The 23212-nt window shown below is 42.6% G+C and carries 20 protein-coding genes; 6 read left to right on the forward strand and 14 right to left on the reverse strand.

All coding sequences use genetic code 11. The features are described from left to right. Positions 1-574: 574 nt before the first annotated feature. On the forward strand, positions 575-3502 hold the full coding sequence (locus tag V7077_RS18885; protein ID WP_335504751.1) for a DEAD/DEAH box helicase: 2928 nt from the start codon (positions 575-577) through the stop codon (positions 3500-3502). Positions 3503-3631: 129 nt separating this feature from the next. Here the strand turns inward: V7077_RS18885 and V7077_RS18890 are convergent, their stop codons facing one another. Both V7077_RS18890 and V7077_RS18895 read right to left on the reverse strand, forming a co-directional pair. Beyond that, positions 3632-3901, reverse strand: a complete 270-nt coding sequence (locus V7077_RS18890; RefSeq protein ID WP_335504753.1) for an excalibur calcium-binding domain-containing protein — start codon at positions 3899-3901, stop codon at positions 3632-3634. Positions 3902-3997: 96 nt separating this feature from the next. Then, entirely contained in the window at positions 3998-4663 is a 666-nt protein-coding gene (locus V7077_RS18895; protein ID WP_335504755.1) for an AraC family transcriptional regulator, read from the reverse strand. Positions 4664-4810: 147 nt separating this feature from the next. On the opposite strand from V7077_RS18895, the gene V7077_RS18900 reads away from it, so the two are divergent. Next, positions 4811-5041 (forward strand): hypothetical protein, encoded by a 231-nt coding sequence (locus V7077_RS18900; RefSeq protein ID WP_335504757.1) that lies wholly within the window; start codon positions 4811-4813, stop codon positions 5039-5041. On the opposite strand, the gene V7077_RS18905 is transcribed toward V7077_RS18900, so the two are convergent. The 11 genes from V7077_RS18905 to V7077_RS18955 all read right to left on the reverse strand — a co-directional run bounded on the left by V7077_RS18905 (position 5033) and on the right by V7077_RS18955 (position 18055). Next, positions 5033-5980 carry an aldo/keto reductase family protein gene (locus V7077_RS18905; protein ID WP_335504813.1) on the reverse strand — a complete coding sequence of 316 codons (948 nt, stop codon included), beginning with the start codon at positions 5978-5980 and terminating at the stop codon, positions 5033-5035. The genes V7077_RS18900 and V7077_RS18905 overlap by 9 nt on opposite strands. A gap of 35 nt (positions 5981-6015) precedes the next feature. After that, entirely contained in the window at positions 6016-7155 is a 1140-nt protein-coding gene (locus tag V7077_RS18910; RefSeq protein ID WP_335504759.1) for a glycerate kinase family protein, read from the reverse strand. Between the two features lie 5 nt (positions 7156-7160). After that, positions 7161-8837 (reverse strand): sugar phosphorylase, encoded by a 1677-nt coding sequence (locus V7077_RS18915; RefSeq protein ID WP_335504815.1) that lies wholly within the window; start codon positions 8835-8837, stop codon positions 7161-7163. A gap of 71 nt (positions 8838-8908) precedes the next feature. After that, on the reverse strand, positions 8909-9568 hold the full coding sequence (gene pgmB, locus V7077_RS18920; protein WP_335504816.1) for a beta-phosphoglucomutase: 660 nt from the start codon (positions 9566-9568) through the stop codon (positions 8909-8911). 13 nt (positions 9569-9581) lie between these two features. Further along, complete coding sequence (locus V7077_RS18925) at positions 9582-11804, reverse strand: glycoside hydrolase family 65 protein (protein ID WP_335504760.1); 2223 nt, start codon at positions 11802-11804, stop codon at positions 9582-9584. Next, positions 11801-12835: a Gfo/Idh/MocA family protein gene (locus V7077_RS18930; protein ID WP_335504761.1), complete on the reverse strand. Its 1035-nt coding sequence runs from the start codon at positions 12833-12835 to the stop codon at positions 11801-11803. Before V7077_RS18930 ends, V7077_RS18925 begins: the two co-directional genes overlap by 4 nt. 16 nt (positions 12836-12851) lie before the next feature. After that, entirely contained in the window at positions 12852-13646 is a 795-nt protein-coding gene (locus V7077_RS18935; RefSeq protein WP_335504762.1) for a sugar phosphate isomerase/epimerase family protein, read from the reverse strand. A gap of 58 nt (positions 13647-13704) precedes the next feature. Then, positions 13705-14763 (reverse strand): zinc-dependent alcohol dehydrogenase, encoded by a 1059-nt coding sequence (locus tag V7077_RS18940; protein ID WP_335504764.1) that lies wholly within the window; start codon positions 14761-14763, stop codon positions 13705-13707. A gap of 62 nt (positions 14764-14825) precedes the next feature. Further along, positions 14826-15674: a carbohydrate ABC transporter permease gene (locus V7077_RS18945; RefSeq protein ID WP_420489678.1), complete on the reverse strand. Its 849-nt coding sequence runs from the start codon at positions 15672-15674 to the stop codon at positions 14826-14828. A gap of 5 nt (positions 15675-15679) precedes the next feature. Then, positions 15680-16549 (reverse strand): carbohydrate ABC transporter permease, encoded by an 870-nt coding sequence (locus V7077_RS18950; RefSeq protein WP_335504768.1) that lies wholly within the window; start codon positions 16547-16549, stop codon positions 15680-15682. A gap of 201 nt (positions 16550-16750) precedes the next feature. After that, positions 16751-18055: an ABC transporter substrate-binding protein gene (locus V7077_RS18955; RefSeq protein WP_335504770.1), complete on the reverse strand. Its 1305-nt coding sequence runs from the start codon at positions 18053-18055 to the stop codon at positions 16751-16753. 456 nt (positions 18056-18511) lie between these two features. Here V7077_RS18955 and V7077_RS18960 point away from each other — a divergent pair, with 456 nt between their 5' ends. After that, on the forward strand, positions 18512-19528 hold the full coding sequence (locus tag V7077_RS18960) for a LacI family DNA-binding transcriptional regulator (RefSeq protein WP_335504772.1): 1017 nt from the start codon (positions 18512-18514) through the stop codon (positions 19526-19528). A 411-nt stretch (positions 19529-19939) separates the two neighbouring features. Here V7077_RS18960 and V7077_RS18965 read toward each other — a convergent pair whose 3' ends face one another. After that, complete coding sequence (locus V7077_RS18965; RefSeq protein ID WP_335504775.1) at positions 19940-20209, reverse strand: hypothetical protein; 270 nt, start codon at positions 20207-20209, stop codon at positions 19940-19942. A gap of 653 nt (positions 20210-20862) precedes the next feature. Here V7077_RS18965 and gsiB point away from each other — a divergent pair. From gsiB to V7077_RS18980, 3 genes are all read left to right on the forward strand, one after another. Continuing rightward, positions 20863-21261 (forward strand): glucose starvation-inducible protein GsiB, encoded by a 399-nt coding sequence (gsiB, locus tag V7077_RS18970; RefSeq protein ID WP_335504777.1) that lies wholly within the window; start codon positions 20863-20865, stop codon positions 21259-21261. A gap of 172 nt (positions 21262-21433) precedes the next feature. Continuing rightward, positions 21434-22519 (forward strand): hypothetical protein, encoded by a 1086-nt coding sequence (locus V7077_RS18975; RefSeq protein WP_335504779.1) that lies wholly within the window; start codon positions 21434-21436, stop codon positions 22517-22519. Then, entirely contained in the window at positions 22520-23212 is a 693-nt protein-coding gene (locus V7077_RS18980) for a hypothetical protein (RefSeq protein WP_335504781.1), read from the forward strand. It begins immediately after the preceding gene.

Below are 23212 nucleotides of genomic sequence, written 5' to 3' on the forward strand. Positions count from 1 at the left end.
TAGTTTTCAAAGAACAATTCATCGCTTTAATCAGCGACAGCAAAATCAATTATATGATTTTATTTTGTAAAAGTCAACTGTTTTTTAAAGTTAACCTTTCTGCCTTAGCGACGCATATTAATATAACAAACTCTTTACCTATAAGTCAACTATTTTTAAAATAAAAATTTCATCTCTTTTAAAGTAGTTAGTTTTTATGGTTATAGCTACTAGACATGTATTATATAGTGATAATGCATTTTAACTGGATAAAAAAGAATTGCTGCATCTATCCCATCTTTACTTATTTTGCTAAAGGTTCTTTCATTTGGTCATTATAACCCCCTCAGCATTCGGCAGTTGCCATCCAAAGGCAGATCACACTATAAAAGCCCTTATTATTCCATCTTCCCCCCTTGAAAACAATGAAATATAAACACTTCATGCTCCTTACTCCTCTAAGTTCAAATTTTTGGTTATAATATAGGAATATGGATTTTTATAGGTGAATTTTTTAATAGACCATCTTCTGATGTCCCAAGCAATATGCATGGACATTACTATAATAAGGGTTCTAATTAAAGGGGTACATTATATGCTTAAAAACAGGTTTATCAAATTACTGACAACTAAATTAGGGGATGGCCGCTTTCTATTGACGGCCCAGGACGAAAAAGGTTCCTATATGAATCCGTTCAGGTGGAAAAACCTTGTTTTTAGCAGCCATGAAGAAAGCTTCTTCGGCACTCTTCTCGAAACAGAAACGGTGAACGATGTCGACGGAATTGTTGTAAGCGGCTGGCAGCTCGTATCGTTGTTCGCCAAAGAGTCCTTCAATCGTTTTATTGATTGGGACTGGAATGAGCAATCTGAGATTTGTCTTGCTTCCGCACTGACCCTTTATGAAGGGATTGTCGAAAAGGATTGGCTTCCGGATTTCTCCGTGTGGGAGCATGGCGACTTCCGCTGGAAGCTGCCGGAACGGGTCAAGGACGAATTTGACTCTTCTTTTTGGGAACAATCCATCGAGGAAGACACCGATTCTTTAGTCAGCAGCGAGGATACGCTCGGCACAACCAAAGACTATATTTCTGATTTATATAATGGCGCACTCGATGCTTATTTAACCAGAAATGCTGCAATGAAAGAGCTTTTCGGTCCAAAGCTGGAGCTGTTAAGAAAACAAAATATTTCGGGTGTCGAGCTCGCCCGCTATTTTGATGAAGAAAGCTGGCTCGAATGGGTTGGCATTAAGGACAGCGACACGCCGTTTACGATTGGACTCCGGCTTGATGAACCTTTGGATGGCGAGGGTGCCTGGATTCTGGATGTATTTTTGCGCAGCAAGAAAAATACTGATGAAATCTATGATGTCGAAGGAGTTAGAAAGATTCCTGCGAGGTGGCAGCCATTTTTAGATAAGGTCGATCAAGAGCGGATCCGCTGGGCCCGGTTAATTCCATGGCTGGAGGAGGATGGCTTTTTTAAGACCCACCTTACCGAGGAAGAGGCCTGGATGTTTTTAACCGATGCAAGTGAAACCTTGGTCGCACTCGATGTTGAAATCCTTCTTCCTTCGTGGTGGCAGGCGATGAAGAATGCCAACCTGAAGGTAAAGGCATCACTGAAAGGATCATCCAGCCATCGGCCGTCTTTCGTGGGACTGCAGGCGATGCTTGATTTCAATTGGCGCTTTTCGATGAACGGTGTGGATTTATCAGAAGATGAGTTTGGGAAGCTCGTCGAGGAGAAGCGGCGATTGGTGTTTATCCGCGGCCGCTGGGTGAAGCTCGACCCGCAGTTTATTCGGCAGATTCAGGATTTGATGAAACGGGCTGAAAAAGAAGGCCTGCATGTCCGTGATTTGCTGGAGCAGGAACTGGTCGATTCAACAGATACGGAAGAAGAATTAGAAAATCCAAAGGCATTTGCAAAAATTCAAATTGAACTGAACCGCCAATGGAAACAGATGGTCAAGATGCTGTCAGAGGTCCATGAGATACCGCTTGAGACGGTACCTGAAGGATTGAACGGCGAGCTCCGACCTTACCAGCAGCTCGGCATGAGCTGGCTTTGGTTCCTGCGGCAATTCGGCTTCGGCGCCGTCCTCGCCGACGACATGGGTCTCGGTAAAACCGTCCAGCTCATTTCCTACCTATTGAAGGTAAAAAACGAGGTGGTGCCTGACACCATTAGCACTACCAAGGAGAAGAAAACGGCTGGTGTTGCAGACTCTGCTCCTAAAGCGAAGGTTCCTACGAAGTCGGCGCTGATTATTTGCCCAACGTCTGTGTTGGGGAACTGGCAGAAGGAATTAGAGCGGTTTGCACCGGAGATGAAGGTGTATCTTCATTATGGTTCGAATCGTCTTAAAGAAGAAGACTTTTCAGAACGTGTCCAGGATGCCGATGTTGTGTTGACTTCCTATGGGTTGAGCCATCTCGATTCGGAAGAGTTTGAATCGATGGTTTGGAGTTCCATTGCTATTGATGAAGCGCAAAACATTAAGAATGCTCAAACAAAACAATCGAAGGCCGTACGGCGACTGCGCGGCCATCACCATATCGCCTTGACCGGAACTCCGATGGAGAACCGCCTTTCCGAATTATGGTCGATTTTCGATTTCACTAACCACGGTTATCTTGGCAGCTTAGGGCAGTTCCAGAAGAAGTTCGTCATCCCGATTGAAAAGGATGAAAAGAAGGAAAAAGTCCAACAGCTTCAATCATTGATTCGTCCATTCCTGCTCCGTCGGACGAAAAAGGATGAAGAGGTTGCCCTTAATCTTCCTGATAAGCTGGAGCAGAAGGAGTACTGCCCGCTTACTGCAGAGCAGGCATCCTTGTATGAGCAGCTGATTCACGATACGTTTGCGGAGATTGAGAAGTTGTCCGGCTTTGAACGTAAAGGGTTAATCTTACAGATGCTGACTCGTTTGAAGCAGCTATGTAACCATCCTGCTCTCTATTTAAAGGAACAGGCAGTCGGCCGCGAGCTGCTCGACCGCTCGAATAAGATGGAGAAACTGGTTGAACTGGTTGATGCAGTCTTGGATCAAGGCGAGAGCTGCTTGATTTTTACCCAGTATATTGAAATGGGCGAGATGATCCGCAGTACTTTGAAGAAAAAGTTTGCTATTGAGGTGCCGTTCCTGAACGGAAGCGTCCCGAAAATGCAGCGTGATACGATGATTGAACGGTTCCAAAATCAGGAGTTCCCTGTGTTCCTGTTGTCATTGAAGGCGGGTGGAACCGGGTTAAACCTAACGGCCGCCAATCATGTTATTCACTACGACCGCTGGTGGAATCCGGCTGTTGAAAACCAGGCAACCGACCGTGCTTACCGGATTGGCCAATCGAGATTCGTCCATGTCCATAAGTTAATCTGTACCGGGACACTCGAAGAGAAGATTGATGCCATGCTTGAGAAAAAGCAATTCCTAAACGACCAAATCATCACCAGTGAAAACTGGCTCACAGAGCTATCAACGGATGAACTGAAAGACCTTGTCTACTTGGGGTAAGACCGCAGTGCCCCGGCGAGGGCAAGATTAGTACGGTGAGAAGATGAGGAACGGTGACAGGCACCATTTATACCATCAATGAAGTAGAAAAGGGAGGATTCTATTGTTTTAGAATCTTCCCTTTTATTTTTATCGCTCACATGCGATTAAATCTCTATCTCTGTCGCTCTTTCTATTTGCATCATAAAGAGCTTGTGAAGCAAAGGGTTTGTAATAAGTCTTACCACCCTTATTTTTTACAGAAGCTGAACGAGCTACTCCGCCTTTGTAAACCTTATTTAATTCTGTACAATTTTTGAAAGTCACAATCTTAGTTGCTGCTTCGGACTCCCCTGCAGCGCCAAAAGTAAAACCTACTAAAAGCACAAAAGGAATTCCTGCCTTGAAAAACTTTTTCATGATAAATACCTCACTTATCTGTTTTACTATTTCTGGTATTTATCTTAATCGAAATAATCGATTTTGACCATTTAAAATTTTCAAGTTTTTATATATTTATTTTGGTTGACGCTGCTTTCTTACAATTTCATAATATTGTGTATCCCCTAACCCATACTGGGCGAACTCCTGGATAAGTGCTGCCACCAGTTGTTTTTCAGGAACATTTTGGTGCATTTGGATATATTGCATAAGATCACTATCTTTATTTAGATAACCCAAATATAGTTCAATCCCCTTCTTAATTGGGGCTGGAAGAATAGCCTCTGGCATTGCTTTCTCAATCAAAACCTGCTTGTAAATAGAATAATATCCTTTCGCCTTTATGGTAAAATGGCTAACAGGTTCAAACCGCTCCCCAACTAAATGAATATCGATAGCCTCCTTATAATCTGCCTTGTCTAACCAAGCAAGAAGGGTTAGGAGATTGATTTGACAGAACATGTCGGCATCAAACCATAATTCTAATTGAGAGAATTCTTTTTTTAAGAGAGGCTGCAACAGCTTTAGCGTGTGCCCCATATATTGTTCAGCTGTTACATGATGAACCTTCTTCCGCATTTCAATAAATTCTCGTGAAAACAGATTTTCACACGTGCCTCCATAACACATGGCCTCATTAAACGGGACCATCCATTCCTGTTTTAGAAACCCAGTCTCTTTGTAGGATTGATACATGGCTTGTCCATTTAAAATATGTAAGGTTTTTTTAGGAATCATCAACACTGCTCCTCCTCCATTTGGGTCGCGGCCTGTTACTAATAGAAGGCCATACTCCATATACGGCCTGTCTTATATATTCTATTCATCGTTTACTCTATCATCTGACGGGAATGGGATAAAGTAATTTCGTTTATGGAGGAGAACCAAATGCTAAAGAGTTCCTGTTTTAGTGAATACGACACCTTAAAAAAAGTGATTTTATGCTCACCCACCTATATGACGATACGTGAGCCGATTAATGAAAATCAAAAACAATTTTTAAAAGAAAATATCGATACTGAGCTCGCTATAAAACAACATCAGCAGCTCGTCCAAGCCTTAGAGGAAAACGGTGTTGAAGTACCGTTACTAACTCCCTCAGAAAAATCTTCATGCTAAAATAATCTCTATTTTTTCTATAATTTCACCAGGAAGGCTTACATCTACAGCTTTTACATTTTGTTCAACCTGTTCAGGCCTGCTTGCTCCAATTAATGCACTTGCAACATTGGGCTGACGTAAAATCCAGGCAAGAGCAAGATGTGAAATAGATACATCCATTTGTTTGGCCAACTTCTCCAACTGTTCAACTTTTACAAGAACATCATCTTGTAAAAGCCTGTCCATGAACATATTAGAGTTATCGTCGGCTGCCCTGCTTCCAGCCGGAGCCTGTTGTCCTCTTTTATACTTGCCAGTTAAGACACCTTGAGCGAGCGGGGAAAATACAATCTGACCGATGCCATTTTTCTCGCCAAGCGGAATTATTTCTTTCTCAATGTTACGATGTAACATACTGTAGTTCGGTTGGTTAACTACGATTCGATCTAATAAATACTTATCCGCCGTTCCAAGAGCTTCCTGAATTTGCTGTGCAGTCCATTCACTCACTCCAACATAGAGAACTTTCCCCTGGCGTACAAGGTCATCTATGGCCCTTAATGTCTCATCTATAGGAGTTTCAGGGTCAAAGCGGTGGCAATAGTAAATATCCACATAGTCCAGCTGAAGGCGCTTCAAGCTTGCATGAAGCTGCTCAAAAATGTGCTTACGGGATAATCCGCCATCATTTGGGCCCTCCCCCATTTTACCAAATACCTTAGTAGCTAGAACGTACGATTCTCGGGGATATTTTCTTAAAGCTTGCCCCACGATTTTTTCAGCTTCTCCCCGCGCATACATATTTGCCGTATCGAATGAGTTTATCCCAAGATTATAAGCTGTATCAATTATAGAAATAGCACTATCACTTTCCGTCGCATTACCATATGTAAGCCAGCTGCCTAAGCTGATCTCACTAACTTTTAAACCTGTTCTTCCTAATCTTCGGTATTTCATCTTTTTCATTCCTTCCATCTTTCATATTTTAATAGTTATAGCAATACCATCGTTTTTACCAATTGCCGGGCGGTTATCTCTAGCTGCAGGGCAGTTATCTCAGGTCCAAGCGCTTCTTCTAGGGAACGACATTCAGTTTGAATTGAAAAAACACCGTTGAAGTATTTATCTACTTCTTCAAGATTCGTATCAATTCTTCCAGCAATACCAATGACAGGTTTACCATATTTCCGCGCAAGCTTGGCGATTCCAAACGGAACCTTCCCCATCATCGATTGGTTATCAAGACTTCCTTCTCCAGTAATGACGATATCAGAGGACTTTACTTTTTCCTCTAAGCCGGTTAACTCAATTACCAGCTCGACCCCGGAACGAATCGTTCCCTTCAACGGACCGATAATGGCTCCGCCTAGACCACCTGCAGCGCCAGCTCCGGCAATTTCCTGAACATCCACATCATAAGCCTTCTTTATCAAAGCAGAAAACCGTTGCAATGCCCCATCTAAAACAACAATCTCATCCTGACTGGCCCCTTTTTGCTTACCAAAAATATGGGCCGCACCCTTCGGTCCAAAAAATGGATTCGTCACATCACTGGCTGCGGTAAAGGTACATTCAGCCACCTCCGGCAATACATTCCGTTCCGAAAATGAAGCTACCTGTAATAACGGATTTCCCTCTGATCCGATCAGCACCCCTTTTTCGTCAAAGAACTCCCATCCTAATGCCTGGAGCATTCCGACCCCGCCGTCGTTCGTGGCACTGCCTCCCAGTGAAAGGATGAAGTGGCGATAACCCTTGTTAATCGCATCCTTAATCTGCTCACCAAACCCATGGGTGTTGGTAACCATGGGATTTCGTAACGCCACTGGAACAAGAGGCAGACCGCTGCTTCTCGCACATTCAATAAAAACGACCTCTTCTTTGTCTTTCTTAAAAACAAGATAGCTGGTCTTTATTTTTTCCATGAGAGGAGAATGGACTTGTACTTCGATCTCTTGCCCTTTTCCACTATAAAGGAGTGCATCAATCGTCCCCTCTCCACCGTCAGCCATGGGGGAAATTACAACCTGAGCATCGGGTTTGGCCTGTAAAATCCCTTTTTCCACACATCTCCCTATTTCGAATGACGAAAGTGAATCCTTGAAGGAATCTGCCGCAATTAAAAAATTCATGTACCTCACCTTACCCATACAAATTGATACGGCTCTAGTGTAATTCGAGAATCGACCTCTCTACCTGTTAACAGGTCACGACCCTTGATGCCAATTTCCGCGACTGCCGGTTGGGAATCAACATTGACGATGAAGAAAACTTCTTCCCCAGAGGTTTCATTGCGACGCTTCAAAGCAAAAAGGTTTGAACCAAGGTCTACCACTGTTTGCGGTGCATACGGCGAGAAGGCGCTTTGCTGCTGGCGGATCGAAATCATCTTCCTTAAGCCTTGGAAGATGCCTTTGCGCCGTGGATTTTCTACTAGTTCTCTCGTAATCTCACCAATCTCCAGCTTTTCACGGTTGATGCGGCGATTGATCCCTGAAGCTTCTAGACCTTCATAATCATTTTCTGAACCTAGTAAAGAGTGATAGTAAATCGCCGGTACACCTATCACTGATAATAGAATCGAGTGAGCTGCCAGCATCTTTTTCACCGCTAATTCTTCTGTGTCATCTTCTCCCTTATTAATTAATGCGTCGGAATAATTGATATTCATTTCATAGACGGACTGGCTGCCATCCGTATTCGTTTTATACGAGATTCTTCCGCCGTTTTCAATAACCTTATCTACTAATCTTTGTTTCTCCTCTTCCGTTAAAATTCCTTCTGTTGGACGCATGCCAATTCCGTCATGGCTGGCTAGGAAATTAAAGTACGTCGCCTCATCTGACACCTTTCCAATCGTCTTCGCCCAGGAAGACAGTTTCGTCGCATCATGAGTAGTCATCGTATGCAGGACAAGCGGCGGCAGGGAAAACTGATAAACCATATTTGCTTCATTGGTCCCATCGCCAAAATAGCTGATGTTCTCCTGATGCGGTACATTCGTTTCCGTTATAATCTGCGTATTCGGCTTGAAATAATTTAACACATCGCGCCAAAGTTGAATGATCGCATGGGCTTCCGGTAAATGCATGGAAGAGGTGCCTGACTCCTTCCAGATGAACCCGATGGCATCCAAACGAATGCTAGACGCTCCTTTTTGTGCATAGGATAATAAAATCTCCGTTGTTTCAAGCAGAACAGGGAAATGGCGGAAGTTCAAATCCACTTGGTCCTCACTGAAGGTAGTCCAAGCCGTCTTCATCCCGTCCTTCCCCTCATACCCATGGAAAAGCGGTGAAGTTCTTGGGCGAATGACATTTTCGATGTTAAACTCCGGGTCCTTCGAAATGAAATATTCCTGGTATTTTTCCTCTCCATTGAGGTAGCCTTGAAACCACTCACTTGATTTAGAAATATGATTGGCGACAAAATCGTACATCAGCCTGTAATCACTAGCCAGGTTTTTGATATGGTCCCATTTCCCTAACTCCGGGTTAATTTCGTTATAATCGACAACGGAAAAACCATCATCAGACGTGTAAGGGAACATTGGCAGCAAATGAACATCGGTGATCGTATCCTGAACTTCCTTTTTTAAAAATTGATGCAATGTTTCTAACGTCGGTTTCCCCTGCTCGAAAATACTGTCACCATACGTGATTAAATAAACATTTTTCTCAGAAGGAGCGTCAATCTTGTCCCATTTTTCCTTCTCCCATTGATCAATTAACTTCCGAAACTGATCCAAAAAGCTTTCCTGATACTCATCTTTATAAATACTCTTCAGTTTCTCTTCAATTTTCGTAAGGATCATCACTTCTTCATCTCCTAAGCCTTTTTATAAAAAGGCTGTAGACCATGCCTACAGCGTTAAATTAAAATCTATTAATACTCTGCCTTTATTTTTCCCCATTGAAGCTCTGCCGTTCTATCAACCTTGTAATCTGCATTAACAAGGTTCCGGCCAACAGCGACGGCAAACATTCCGCTCGCTTTAATCGCTTCGATCCCGGCTTGCGCATCCTCGATTCCAATTGAAAACTCAGGTTCGGCGCCAAGTCCTTTGCAGGCCGTTAAAAAGATTTCTGGATCTGGCTTGGATTTACTAATCTTCGCCGCATCCGCCACATAATCAAAAGCCTCTTCAAGCTGTAATGCCTTTAATACTGTTCCAGCATTCTTCGAAACGGAAGCAAGTCCTATCGGAAGTCCCTCTTCCTTAATAGCAGCAATCAATTCCGGGATGCCCGGCAATATATCGTCTGGTGTTAATTCTTTTAAAAATTCACAGTAATGGGCGTTCTTCTTAGCCGCCATCTCTTCCTTCTGAGCAAGACTAAAGTCATTTTGGCGATTTCCTTCCTGTAAAATCAACTCAAGGGAATCCATCCTGCTGACCCCTTTTAACCGTTCATTAAACTCTTCATCAATAAAGATATTGAGCTCTTCGGCCATCTTCTTCCAGGCAAGGTAGTGAAAATGGGCTGTATCCGTGATCACTCCGTCTAAATCAAACACAACTGCCTCAATCCGTTTGTTCTCCATCATTCCACCCCTTTTAGTTCGTCATCGGCACTTCAAGCCGGTCACACAGCTTGAATGCGTCACCATTTATATTAATTTCCAATTCAGGTCCTGAAAGTTTAGTAATCTCGCATACTTGTTTTGTCAGCTTGAATTCCAGCGTTCTCCCTTGGTAATATAGCGGGAACTTAAGCTCGGTCCAGTTTTCCGGTAGCTTAGGATCTAAAGCCAGCTGATCCAAACCTATTTTCAAATTTGCGAAACCAAAAATCACCGCCAGCCAAATGGCCCCTAGTGATGCCGCATGCACTCCTTCATCGGATGAATGTGGATTCGGGCCTAAATCAATTAAACAAGCTTCCTGGAAAAAGCGGTATGCCGCTTCATCATCATCACAGCGGGCAGCGACAATCGCGTGGATCGCCTTGCTCAGAGAAGAGTCATGAATCGTATGGCTCTCGTAATAGAAGAGGTTCTTGCTTACCACTTCATTAGAAAACAAATCTGGGAACAGATAGAGCAGCATGACAACATCAGCCTGCTTAAGGATCTGCATTTCATTAACTTCCTGGCGTGAGTAATCTAGTAGAATTGCTTGGCTACCCTGTTTTTGTTTATAAGGAGTCAAGTCAATCGCTGGTTTCGTTAAGAAAGTATCGTCCTGTGGAATAATCAGGTCGTCATTTGGCTTCGGCAAATACAAGCGCTTGAGAAAATCCTGTCCCTGCTCGGCGAATGATGGTTCCACATCTCCATACTGTCCCATAAAATAAAGGGCTTGTTCTACATTGTAATAGGCCATGTAATTCGTATACGTATTGTTATCGATGTGCTCCGTATACTCGTCCGGCCCGATTACATCGTGGATTGAAAGCTTTCCGTCTTCATCCACGGTTCGACTGATCCAAAAGCGCGCTGTTTCTTTAAGCAGAGCAAGGCCTTCATTTTTCATAAACTCTTCATCCATCGTATTCTCGTAATACTGAACAACAGCGAAGGCGATGTCAGCAACGATATGGTGCTCAGCAACGGCGGAAGCCACCTTTTGGCGAGTCCCGGTCCGAATATTGATGGCCGCATACTCTGGTGTTTCCTCTTTACCTGTAAAGGCGCTTTCCCATGGGAATAAAGCTCCCTGATAACCATTTTGCAAAGCCTTTTCCTGTGCCTCCCGTAAATGCTTGTAACGATACAGTAACAGCTTTTTCGCCGTTTCCGGCTCGGTGTAAAGATGGAACGGAGCAAGAAAAATTTCCGTATCCCAGAAAACATGTCCTTTATACCCTTCTCCGGTAAGACCTTTAGCTCCGATACTAAAGCGATGATCATGGGACGGGGTCATAATCTCTATATGGTAGAGTGCAAAATCCATCGCTGTCTGATCAAACTCCTCAGCCGATGTGATGGTCACCCGCTTCTCTTTCCAAAACTCTTTCCATTTCGCAGCCGATGTGTCTAATAAATCCTCATAGCGTTGTGAGGCATTCGCATGAACCGCCTCTAAACTAACCGTTTCCAGACAATCACATTCATATGAAGTATAAACCGTACTGATTTTTTCAAACACGAATGGTTCATCCTTCGCCACTTCCTGTGAAATGGCAGCCAGCAGCTGGCGGTTTTTCGCTGAGAATGTCTTCTTGCTATTTTCAGGTGCATGGAAGCTTGAACCAATCGCCACCCTTACGCCTGATTCCGTCGTTTTATAAATTCCCTGAATGATTTCCTCATTATATACTCGGACACTTTCCTCGATTAAATGCTGTTTTCCGAAGTTTGTTTGCTGAGCATCGATTCCGGTTACAATTTTGACAGCGGCCGGCTGATCTAAACTGATAAGTGTTAATTTAGATGCAACAACATGCAAGTCATGCTTGGCAACAAAGCGCTGCAACAAAAGCTGATAGCGGGCACCTGTTTTACTCTTCCAGACTACTTCCCGCCGCAATTCTCCAGTTTCGAACTGAAGCGATCGTTCGTACGAAAGGACCTCACCATCAAGCAAGGAAAACGGCTGTCCGTCGATTTCAATCACGATACCTGTAATGTCTGGTAAATTGACCAGTTCTGAAGGTTCATTGGCTGTCGCCTTATTGTAGATCCCTGCTACATACATACCTCGGGTTTGACCAGTATAGTCCTCCTCATGAGTACCGCGGATACCTAAGTAACCATTTCCCAATGTTAGCAAACTCGAATACTTATTTAGATAATGTACATCAAATCCATGTTCATATATTCCCCGTTTTTTATTCATAGGGTTACACTTTCCCCTTTTTCAGCAGATTGATACAATGCTTCGATAAGCTGTTGGATCACGTAGCCTTGCCTTCCGTCGGCGACCATTCTGTCTTTTCCTAAGCATCGATCAACAAAGGCTTCCATACTTTTTGGATGACGGTCAGCGTCAGCCGTTTCTCTATCCAAAAGATAGACAAGCTCGCCGCCTTCATCAGTATAGATCTGTGCTGGAAAAAGAGTTGCACCAGCCTCGTCGCCGCAAAATTCTACGTTCATGATCGAAGTATCCTTAATATTTAAGGCAAAAGAGGTTTCAAGCTGTAGCAACCCCCCGCCTTCAAGCTCAATAAAACCAAATAAGGAATCCTCAACCTCATATTTGTTCGGGTCCCATTCACCCAATGTGCCTTTTGATTTTTTCGTCCCAATCTTTTGGTACATTTTCGCTGACACACGCTTAATTTTTGGAAATCCGAGTACATATAGGGCAGCATCAAGCATATGTGCTCCCAGATCAATCAGCGGGCCGCCCCCTTGGACTTCCTTATCTGTAAAACTGCCCCAGCCAGGAATCCCGCAGCGACGTAAGGCCTTTACCTTCGTTACATAAACATCCCCGAGCATTCCTTCCTTCACCTTATCATGTAGAATGGTCACATCGTCAGCAAAGCGATGGTGAAAATCGTAAGCGAGCAGACAACCATTCGCCTCCGCTGCATCCCGCATCTGTTTTGCTTCCGCAGCCGATATTGCCGGTGGTTTTTCACAGATGACATCGCAGCCATAGGCGATGGCAAGTAGAACATTCTCACAATGGAAGCGATTCGGTGTACAGACACTGACGATATCCGGCTTTATAGCAGCCAACATTTCTTCAGCATTCGTAAAGTATTGGGGGATGCCATTGCGCTCGGCAAAGTCCTTCACCCGTTCCGGATTAGGACCAACAACGGCAGCCAATTCTAGTTCCTCGCGTGTTTGATAATAGGAGACATGAACTTTTTCCGCTACCTGTCCGGCTCCAATGATGGCCACTTTCTTTTTCAACGTACTGCAGCCTCCTTTAACGTGATGCTTCTCTTAGATGTGCTAATGCCTGTTTGTATTCAGCTTCAGGATCATTTCCACGGATTCGGCATTCAAGTGTCAGAAATCCGTCATAGCCATCCTCTTTTAGCTGGTCAAAGTGTTTCTTAAAGTCAATCGAGCCGCTGCCTGGCTGATAACGATGATTATCGGCTAAATGGATATGGCCAATTAAGTCACCGTTTTCGTGTAAAGCTTCTGAGATGCCGTCCTCTTCGATATTCATATGATAAAAATCCGCAATGATTTTTACATGCTTCAACTTGTTTTCTTCAATATAGCTTCGGGCATCGGCCAACGTATTAATCATATGATCTTGGTAACGATTCAATGGCTCAAGGAAAATCGTTGTCCCTGTTTCTTCCGCCACCTTTTCCAAATAAAGGAGAGAATTCGTTACCGCCTTGCGATCACCCTCTTGGCTGCGCGGAGACTGCATCGGCGGGAGTCGATACGTAAACATCCCCCAAGCTGCCGGCACGACGATTCCCTTTCCGCCTACCTGCTGGAGCGCTTCGAGGATTTGTTTAATTTCCGCCAATCCATTCTCCCTGCGCTCTTCAATAAAATCACCAATCCAGCCATTATATCCCCCACAGGCAGTAGTAACCGGGATTCCTGTTTCGGCGATTGCTTCCTTTACCTCTTCTAAATGGTCAACCAACAGCTTTCCGTCGATTTCAAAGCCGTCAAATCCTACTTCCTTGAGATAACGAAACTTTCCCTTAATATCCGCTGGAAAAAATGCCTGGTTCTGTGTGCCAATTTTCATTACCGATTCCTCCTAGGGTGTATTCAGAAGCCGTCCAAATCAGGACGGCTATACGTGTTTACTTTTTATACTCGATTCCCATTTTAATGCTTAACTCAGGGTGCTTATCGATGTATTCCATATAGGACTCAGCACTCTCTTCGAAGCGGACAACCGGATCAATGATGTCGACACAATTTAAATAACCGTTCATTAATAATTCCCAGCAAGTCGCTTCAATTCGCTTACGATTCCAGCGAGGATAATCTGGATTTGGTTCACTCGCCGCACGTGAGAAGACAATCTTGGCATTATTGAAATGAGCTTCCCTTCCTAAATTCAAGCCCTCAGGGAATGGCTTAGTAAAAGCAACATAGGAGATAATTCCGCCATAGGCGATTCCCTTTAACGCAGACTGAAGGGCTGCAACATTTCCGCTTGTTTCAATAATGGAATCAGCCCCAAGCTTGTTCGTTAGCTTTTTCACTTCATACCCTACATCCGTAGAGATTGAATCCAAGCAGAAATCGGCACCATTCCTTAGGGCGATGTCACGGCGCTTTTCTAAAGGATCTACCCCAATAACGATGCTTGCTCCTGCTTTTTTTGCGAGCTGAATCGCTATTTGACCAATCGCACCTAATCCGACAACAACGACATAATCTCCAGCACGAACATTGGCATCACGGACTCCACTTAACGCAAACTGAGCCGGATCGTAGCAAACCGCATTTTGCCATTTTGCACCTTCTGGCATCTTGAGCAGGCGGTGGTTATCGACTGCATTGGCAATGACTGTTTCCATGATGGGACCATACGTACAGACTGTTTCGCCGATTTCATAATCGGTTACCTCATTGCCTTTTTCGACAATTTTACCGACAACCATGTTTCCAAGCTGGAATTCTCCGAAGACAATTCCAGGTGCTGCTCCTTCTTCACGAGGCATGAACATGCGCCACTCTTCATCGAAATATTCATCGATAAACGGCGTGATCCCACGGAAGTCTATAACCTCTGTACCATGTTTTGGCGAAGCAAACTCAACATCAATTCTTACTTCATTTGCTTGTAACGCACGATCTTCATATTCCACTAACGCAGCGACTCTTGGTGCAGCAGCAATAAGTTTTTTCATAGTAACAACCTCTTTCGATTAGTATGATGTAAACGGGGAAAGCGCCCCCACTGGTTAAGCTTTTACCCTTTAACGCCGCCTTCTGTCGCACCGCCCTTAATGAAGTGGTCAGAAAGAGCATACATGATGACAACTGGTAAGGCCGTAATAAGTGACGCTGCCATCATCCTTCCCCAAACATAATCAGGGGTACTGAACAATGTGTTTAATCCGATTGGCAGGGTGAAGTTAACTGAATCTGATAAGAAAATCGAAGCAAACAAGTAATCGTTCCAAGAAACCATAAACGAATAAACAAACACAGAGATAATCCCAGATACCGATAATGGAATAATAATATAGAAGATAATCTGAATTCGGTTTAAACCATCGATTGAAGCTGCTTCCTCCAGATCATCTGGAATCGTATCAAAGTAACTTTTTAACATAAAGATCGCAGTCGGTAAGGTCTGAACAATCATTGTTATCACAAGCGCTGTTTTGGTATCGTATAGGCCCAGACCTGAAATGATTTTGAACAACGGTACAACAAGCAAAATCCCGGAGAACATATACACGGTATAGAAGCTTGCATTAATGGTTGTTCTACCGGTAAACTTCAGCCTCGACAAGGCATACGCACCGAATATCCCAATGAATACCGCGATTAAAGATGCCGTAAGGGAAACGGCTAAACTGTTTTTAAAATAAGACAGAAACGGAAAAATATCCGGATTAAAAATGTCGATATAATGCTTTAATGTCCAATCCTTTGGCAGCATGGTCGGACTGGTAGACACCGCTTCCTTCGACGATTTAAAGGATGTCATCAGCATGACAAAGAAAGGAAATAAACTAACGATTAATAGCGCAATCAGTCCCGTATAAAAGCCTACTTTCCTAACTGTCTTTACCTTTTTGGTACTTGCCATCGCCATTAGTATTTCACCCGCTTTCGTGTTGCTAAAATTACAATAGAAAGAATAATAAACAGAATGACTGAAATTGAAGCAGCTTTACCAAGGTCATTGAAGGCAAATGCCGTTTTATACAGGTAAATACCTAGTATGTTCACTTTGTTTGTCAGCAGATAAACATCGGTGAACATATAGAACAACCAGATCGAACGAAGTGTAATAACGGTGATTAACACCGGCATAATCGCTGGAAGAGTAACGATTTTAAATTTGTTCCAGGCAGATGCCCCATCAATTTCAGCCGCTTCATAAATACTAGAATCAATGGTTTGAAGTATCGCCAAGAAAGAAATAAAAGCGTAAGGAAAGTATCTCCAGATGGCAAATAACACAACAAGGATAAAACTGCTCACTGGTTTATCGAACCAAAGCGGCGCCTTGTCAAAAAGCCCAAGGACATCTACACCCAAATAATTAATGACACCATAGCTGTTATTAAACATGTACTTCCATGCAAACACTAAAGAAATAGATGGAGTAACATAGGATAAGATGATCAATGAACGTGCGAGCTTTCGGAATTTGAATGGCCGGTTAAAGAAGATAGCCACACCTAATCCCAGTGCTGTACTTCCGGCTACGGCAAGTATCATATATAAAAGCGTTATACCTAGTGATTTAAGAAACGCCACGTCAGTTAAAATGTCTGTGTAATGCTTCAACCCTACAAAAGTGGCATTCAGCCTCGGATTGATCGGCAGATTTAAAAAGCTGATTTGAATATTAGATATCATCGGATAGGCAACAAGCAGCAGTACTAAAAAGATACTTGGAAATAGCAGGACCAGTGCCAATTTTAAATCTGATTTCTCTCTCTTTATCGCCTTCATGGTATCCCCCCTAAAAAGTCATCTTGTTTTTGAACCACCAGAGCAGCAATGAGGAACAATAAAACCGTTTACAAATCAGGAAGGCGGCTCCCACAGCCACTAACTTTTAAACATCTTTACTGTTCTTAAAACTCCCCGAAGTAAGGTTTTAACTTAGATGGCGGCGGGATGGTCGTTTTCATATCCTGCCGCCAAGAAACATTACTTTTTGTCTAAAATTTCTTGAATGGATTTGCCCGCTGTTTTTAACTCACTGTCAATGCTCTTCCCACCAACCGTAATCCCATTGACCATTTTTGGAATCGCACCAGAGCTGGTGATATCACCCATTTTCAGGAAGTTCTTACCATCTACTAATCCAAACACCTGAATATCGTTATAAGATGCTGCTATTTCATTCGATAGTTCACCAAAAGCTTTCACTACCTCGTTGGATTGATATTTTTCGTTCTCGATGACCTGCTTGCTGACAGGCTGTGCTCCTCCTGGAGACATTAATACCCAATCGGTCATATTTTCTGGCTGTGCTATAAATTCCACGAACTTTTCTGCTGCCTTTTTCTGATTATCTTCGAGGCCAGAGGAAATCGTTAAGGCTGAAACGGTTCCAAATACGGCTTTGGTTTTTTGAGTTGGGATCGCAAAGCCAATATTAGCGGCATTTCCTTCCTCAAATACAGCCGGAAGAATATACGTAGAGTAAACCGCCATTGGTGCGGACCCGTTCATGAATGCATCTTTTACTTCGGTAACATCATTAGATCCTGGCATGGTGTATTTAGATAATTCTTGATAGAAAGTTAGTGCTTCCTTCATTTCTGTCGAGTTAACAGCTGTCTTTCCTTTGCCATCAAGAATATTGGCATTGTTTGATAACGCGAATTGAGAGAACGCCTGCTCGGAGAAACCACCTTCAACTGTCGGGATAGCAATTCCGTACTTTTTGTTCTTTGGATCTGTAAATGCTTTAGCAATGGCTAACACATCGTCCCAATTCTTTGGCTCTTGAAATCCTTTTGCAGCGAGCATCTCTTTGTTATACCAAATTCCTTGAACCCAACCACTGATTGGAACTCCGGTATAGTTTTTTCCATCTTCAGTTTTTACTAATTTCAATGCGCCTTCATAGAAATTTTCTTTGCCTGCTTTTCCTAGGACAGTTTTCACAGATCCTTTGTCTATTAATTGATCTTTATCCATTACCTTGGCGTAATCCTGTCCCACTTCCAAAACGGCAGGAAGTTTTCCAGCACTTGCTAACGTAACAATCTTCGTATTATAGGAATCTTCTTCAACTGGAACCTGTTTAATTTTGATATCAGGATTTTCTTTTTCAAACTTTGCCACCAGTTTATCAATAACTGCTAAACGTTCTTGTTCAACGGAAGAATGCATGAATTCAATCGTAACTTTGCTGCCGCCATCTTCTTTTTTTCCCCCGCCGCAAGCAGTTAAAGCCGCAGCGACTATAAGCATCATAAATAAGTAGAGCCCTTTTTTCATCATTAATCCTGCCTCCTCGTCAAAACTATATAGAATGAATGGTTGTCCGTAATCGGTTTTATAAGAATGTAAAAATAAATGCCTGTTTTTAGTATTTCACTACGGCCAATATGTAATCCCTCCTCGTGGTACCGCTCCCACAAACGGTTAAAAAAATATAAGTTTCTAGATTTATCATTATGGTACCGCTCCCAAATTTTCTTAAAAAAAGAGAGTTAAGGTTTGGTACCGCTCCCACAAGGCTAATATAGTATAGAAAATAATTTCTGTCAACCAGCAATTATATATTTTAATTTTTAAAAAATAAGTTGATTGATTCCGTTTACATCTCTATAATGTATCGTGTATTGCTCCCACTTTACGTAACTCCTGCGAATTGATAGCCGATAATATAAACGGATGACCTCCGTTTATGATGATAATAAAATAAACAATTCCATTTGGAGAGGAGGGAGTTTTTTGGGCCATACCATCTATGATATTGCTCGGGTTGCAAATGTTTCAAAATCTACTGTATCCCGAGTCCTCAACAACCAAACAAATATTTCAAATGAAGCTCGTGAGCGCGTTATGAAAGCGATTGAACAATTAAATTATCAGCCCAGCAAGTTAGCAAGGGCTCTTTCCTCCGGATTTGATGCGGTTATGGTAGTATCCCGGTCAGCAAAGACAACTGCGAACAACCCCTTTTTTGCTGATATTCTTCAAACCATTGCAGAAAAAGCAGAGGAAGAAAACTTTGATGTCATCTTACAAACATCGAAAAATAGCGACGACGAGCTCGAAAAGTGCATAACAAAGATAAGAGGGAAAATGATTAAAGGTATCATTATGCTCAGTTCTCCAGTGAACGAGGACTTTTTTAAACAGTTAGATTTGTTTAATATACCGATTGTGGTTATTGGAAAAGTAGAGGGTACCTACCAAAATATTTATTCGGTTGATACAGATAACTTCAAGGATAGCTATAATTTAACGAAATACCTAATCGCGCAAGGTCATCAGGATATCGCCTGCTTGCATTCACCTTTGGAATACCATGTTTCTATCGACCGTATCGAAGGCTTTAAAGCCTGTATGAACGATTATAGATTACCACTACGAAAAGAGTGGATCATCAATGGCGGTTATAATGTCGAAGCAGGGGATCTCGCTGCCAAACAGCTATTCTCCACAGAACACCGTCCAACGGCCGTTTTTGCTACAGATGACTTAAAAGTGATGAGTGTTTATAAAGCAGCATCTGATTTTAACATAATTATACCGAACGATCTTTCTATTGTTGGCTATAGTAATACCACCCAGACATCATTTCTAACCCCGGCCTTGACCAGTATTGAAATTCCAGTCCGAAAACTAGGGAAAGCTGGCGCCAGCATACTTTTTTCTAAAATAAAGGAAAATAAAGAACTGACTGCAAGGACGATTATTGAAACAAAAGAAATCATTCGGAATTCTGTATTAAAAAGAGAGTAGTAAATTAAGGTACAGCTCTATATTGTAGGGTTATTACTTCTCATTTTTCAATTGACAAAAAAGGGTATTCCCAAAACTTGGGGTACCCTCTTATTTTTTCTCAGGTTGGGTGGGCTAATTTTCCTGTGACATTAATGACAAAGTAATAGCCATCCGGATCACTTACCGAACGACGGTGGTAGTCCGAGTGCCGCGCTGTTTGTTAAGGTTGGATTCCTTCCCTCACTGGTTCTACTTTCTCCTTCCTCTTCCATGTATTTTTTAAAGTAAGGACGAGGAATAACATACCTCCGCAACTAGGAACAAAATATGCTGGAAGATGGACTAAAATCAAGCCCGAGATGGCCATCGCAAGACCTTCCCAATACTAATTCCAATACTAAGCACCCTCCCCCTGTATTCATCTGGAATTCATATAGGAGAGGGGATATCAATCAGCGACACAGCCGCGCCGAAAAGGAACATAATGGCACTGTAATACATGACTAAATAGGAATTATGGAAGCCATCCACCATCACCGAAATGCTTGTGATGACCACGAGAATAGAAAGCGAGACATTTAAAAATCGAAGAAATGTGGGATAAACAAACCTAGTGGTAATAAAACGTCGGGTGAACGCTTCATCAAGCAAAAACGCTTTATGCTCGAAGCTACAATTACTTGTCCCTGTATGGTCCACCACCATATCCACCGTATGCATGAGGTGCCCGGCACATTTCATACATCTCAGCATACCTGGCACGGTCAAATCGACCCCCAAGAGACAACTTGGTTCTTGGGGACTCGTGGGTTATTGATCGAATTTCTGTTTCAGTCTGTCCCTCGCTTCCACCAGCGTTTTGATTTCATGATCTAATTCTTCATATTTTTTAAAAAAATAGACTGATAGTAGGCATCCACTTCATAATCGGTCAGTTTGGCAAAATTTTTATAGTGAAAGATCATTTTCATTTCATTTAAGCGGAAGCCCATCTTTTTTAATTCTAAAATAAGCTCAAGGTCCCTTTGACAACGCTAATCAAAATCATAATGTCCGCCTCGTTTTTCCAGAACGATTAAACCTAACTCCAGATAGTGTCAAATCGTATCGATACTAAGACCATTTACTTTTCCAAATTTCCCGATCCTCATCCAGCATCACCTATACTACTTATTCTTTATTGATATGAAAATTCCTACCGTTCACCATCCTGTTTCAAAATGGATCCACAACGATCAAATCTTTTAAGGTTATAAAAAATGATAGAAAAGCGGTTTGAGAACAGAAAGCATGGGTACATACGGAGTGTAAGTCAAATAGCAATTCCAAATTACATGAGGAGGGATTTTATTATGGCAAACAAGGACAAAGAAAACAGAGATAAAATGACGGTGGAGGAAGCAGGCCGTAAAGGCGGCGAAGCCACTTCTAAAACTCATGACAAGGAATTTTACCAAGAAATCGGACGCAAAGGCGGCGAAGCCACCTCTGAGAACCATGACAAGGAATTCTATCAGGAAATCGGACGTAAGGGCGGCGAGGCCACTTCTGAAAACCATGATAAGGAATTCTATCAGGAAATCGGACGCAAGGGCGGCGAATCCACTTCTGAGAACCATGATAAGGAATTTTACCAAGAAATCGGGCGCAAGGGCGGCGAGGCCACCTCTGAAAACCACGATAAAGAATTTTATCAGGATATCGGAGAAAAAGGCGGTAAGGCCCGAGCAGACCAGCGCAATGATGATTAATGATTGTCTACCAGTGGAGAAGAGAAATCTTCTCCACTTTCCTATAAGAATCATCCTCCCTCTCCTATCCTCTATCATTTAATCTATCTTTCATCTAATTTTCCGAGAAATCTATCCCTAAAAATGGTAGAATAAATTTCAAAGATAAAAATGCAGGAGTTGGACTTAAATAATGAATCCTACATTTATTGATTTTCATAAAAAACGTTTTGAATGGGCTTTTAAGGCGAAGGAAGAATTCCTCCACCATTTCGATCCCTATGAAAATGAAGGACTTTCCGACTCAATCGAAGAACTTTTGGATATTTTGCAAACGGAGCTTGAAAATCCCAATGAACCCTCCCGCCTTCAGGAATTTTATCAAGAAGAGGAAGAGGAATGGAGAATCAAGCTTAAAAACTTTCAAAAACAAATCGAACCGTACGAGCTGTTGATTACAAAACAAGCATCGATGATTGACCATAAAAAAGAAGAAGCCCACCTGCTAGCGGCCGGTTTTACAAGCGAACTGGATGACTATGACCGATTCCTCCAACAGATTGAACTTAAAAATACGGAATCCGACCATATCCGGGTATTGGTGGAGGATACGATTGAGTATACTCCACATGATCGAAAAGCGAGCATCATCAATGAAGATGTGTCTAGATTGCAGATAGCGGTAGAAAGAGACTTAGGGACTTCCATCCTTATCCTCAAACAGGAAGCTCATTTTTTTAAAATAGACCTGGCTACTCCTTTAGAGCTTCCCTTCATACCTCCTATTCCAGCAATTGAGCAAAAAATCAACGCCTTCTGGTTTAAGAGCACCTACGAAAAGGCCCTGTCCCACATGCGCTCCCTAGCACATGACTGGGTTACCGAAATGTATCAAAACTATAATAGTTTATTAACGTCGATTTTACATGAGGTAACCGTGCAAAAAGAGCTGGCAGGCAAAGAGGCAGAGGCATCAAAGCTTGCTTACAGACAGAAAATGAACACGCTAGAAAATCAGTTGGTTACCTACCAAAAGGAAGAAGTGGAGCTTAAAGCCCGTTATCAGAAGGCCAGCCAAAAGTTGAATCAATTCCACGAGCAAGTCTCCCAATTGCAGGGCTATTTGATCAAGTATTGGCTTGAATTTAAGGAAGAACTGCAGCAGGATTTCCTCTATGGAAACGCAGAAGGCCGCTTTCTTGCTGCACAGTATTTGCAGCTTTTGCGGCAAGACGGTGGAAAGATTATTGAACCTTTAATGAGTGGAGGCGATGAATAAATGTTACAAACGAATCTCCCTACAAAAAATGAATATGAAAAGGCAGTGAATGAACTAAAGAAGCTCAACGAAGACATCTTCTACGGCGATTTTAAAGAAAAAATAAGCTCATTGGAAAGCAGAAACAAGGAGCTGTTGGAAAAGGCCGTAACTACAGTGGATACCGTTTCTAACGAAATTGCTGAATTCACCCGCGAACTAACGGTTTCAGCCGAAAATAACCGAAAATTTTTGGAGCAAAACGAGTCGTTCTTCACGCTCACCAAAGATGACTTAGCGAAAACACAAGAAAAAATAGCGACCCATGTCACCGCACTGTTGGCCATGGATAACCGATTGCAGCAGCTGCAACAATCGTACAAGGAAATGTTCCACAAACATTCCGAGTCCATCAATAGTATCCTGGCGGTGCGCGAAGAAGCGCTGATCAACAAAGTGATCTATCAACTCGAGTGTTTCTCCCAAAAACAGTTCGAGCAGCTCGAGGCTCATAAGTTAGAAATAGAGCATTTGCGAGAACAAATGGAGTCGTTGGGCAAAAAGAATCACGAAGCCCTTCACACCCTCTCCAGCCAGATGACGAGCAAACAAGACCTCGTAAAACTGGAGAAAAGAAGCTCACTTAAAATGAACCTGCTATTGGGCGTGGTCGTGGTGGAAGCGATTTTAATTGGGATTAAATTTTTTATGTAG

This window comes from Neobacillus vireti, assembly GCF_036962465.1.
Lineage (GTDB): Bacteria > Bacillota > Bacilli > Bacillales > Cytobacillaceae > Neobacillus > Neobacillus vireti_B.

Bases quoted from the DNA above. Each gene is read 5' to 3' on its own strand.
- V7077_RS18915 (WP_335504815.1), bottom strand. From the start codon at position 8,837: ATGATCCTTACGAAAATTGAAGAGAAACTGAAGAGTATTTATAAAGAT.
- V7077_RS18910 (WP_335504759.1), bottom strand. From the start codon at position 7,155: ATGAATTTTTTAATTGCGGCAGATTCCTTCAAGGATTCACTTTCGTCA.
- V7077_RS18890 (WP_335504753.1), bottom strand. From the start codon at position 3,901: ATGAAAAAGTTTTTCAAGGCAGGAATTCCTTTTGTGCTTTTAGTAGGT.
- V7077_RS18935 (WP_335504762.1), bottom strand. From the start codon at position 13,646: ATGAAAATTGGCACACAGAACCAGGCATTTTTTCCAGCGGATATTAAG.
- V7077_RS18905 (WP_335504813.1), bottom strand. From the start codon at position 5,980: ATGAAATACCGAAGATTAGGAAGAACAGGTTTAAAAGTTAGTGAGATC.
- V7077_RS18885 (WP_335504751.1), top strand. From the start codon at position 575: ATGCTTAAAAACAGGTTTATCAAATTACTGACAACTAAATTAGGGGAT.
- V7077_RS18925 (WP_335504760.1), bottom strand. From the start codon at position 11,804: ATGAATAAAAAACGGGGAATATATGAACATGGATTTGATGTACATTAT.
- V7077_RS18975 (WP_335504779.1), top strand. From the start codon at position 21,434: ATGAATCCTACATTTATTGATTTTCATAAAAAACGTTTTGAATGGGCT.
- V7077_RS18955 (WP_335504770.1), bottom strand. From the start codon at position 18,055: ATGATGAAAAAAGGGCTCTACTTATTTATGATGCTTATAGTCGCTGCG.
- V7077_RS18900 (WP_335504757.1), top strand. From the start codon at position 4,811: ATGCTAAAGAGTTCCTGTTTTAGTGAATACGACACCTTAAAAAAAGTG.
- V7077_RS18950 (WP_335504768.1), bottom strand. From the start codon at position 16,549: ATGAAGGCGATAAAGAGAGAGAAATCAGATTTAAAATTGGCACTGGTC.
- V7077_RS18940 (WP_335504764.1), bottom strand. From the start codon at position 14,763: ATGAAAAAACTTATTGCTGCTGCACCAAGAGTCGCTGCGTTAGTGGAA.
- pgmB (WP_335504816.1), bottom strand. From the start codon at position 9,568: ATGGAGAACAAACGGATTGAGGCAGTTGTGTTTGATTTAGACGGAGTG.
- V7077_RS18945 (WP_420489678.1), bottom strand. From the start codon at position 15,674: ATGGCAAGTACCAAAAAGGTAAAGACAGTTAGGAAAGTAGGCTTTTAT.
- V7077_RS18980 (WP_335504781.1), top strand. From the start codon at position 22,520: ATGTTACAAACGAATCTCCCTACAAAAAATGAATATGAAAAGGCAGTG.
- gsiB (WP_335504777.1), top strand. From the start codon at position 20,863: ATGGCAAACAAGGACAAAGAAAACAGAGATAAAATGACGGTGGAGGAA.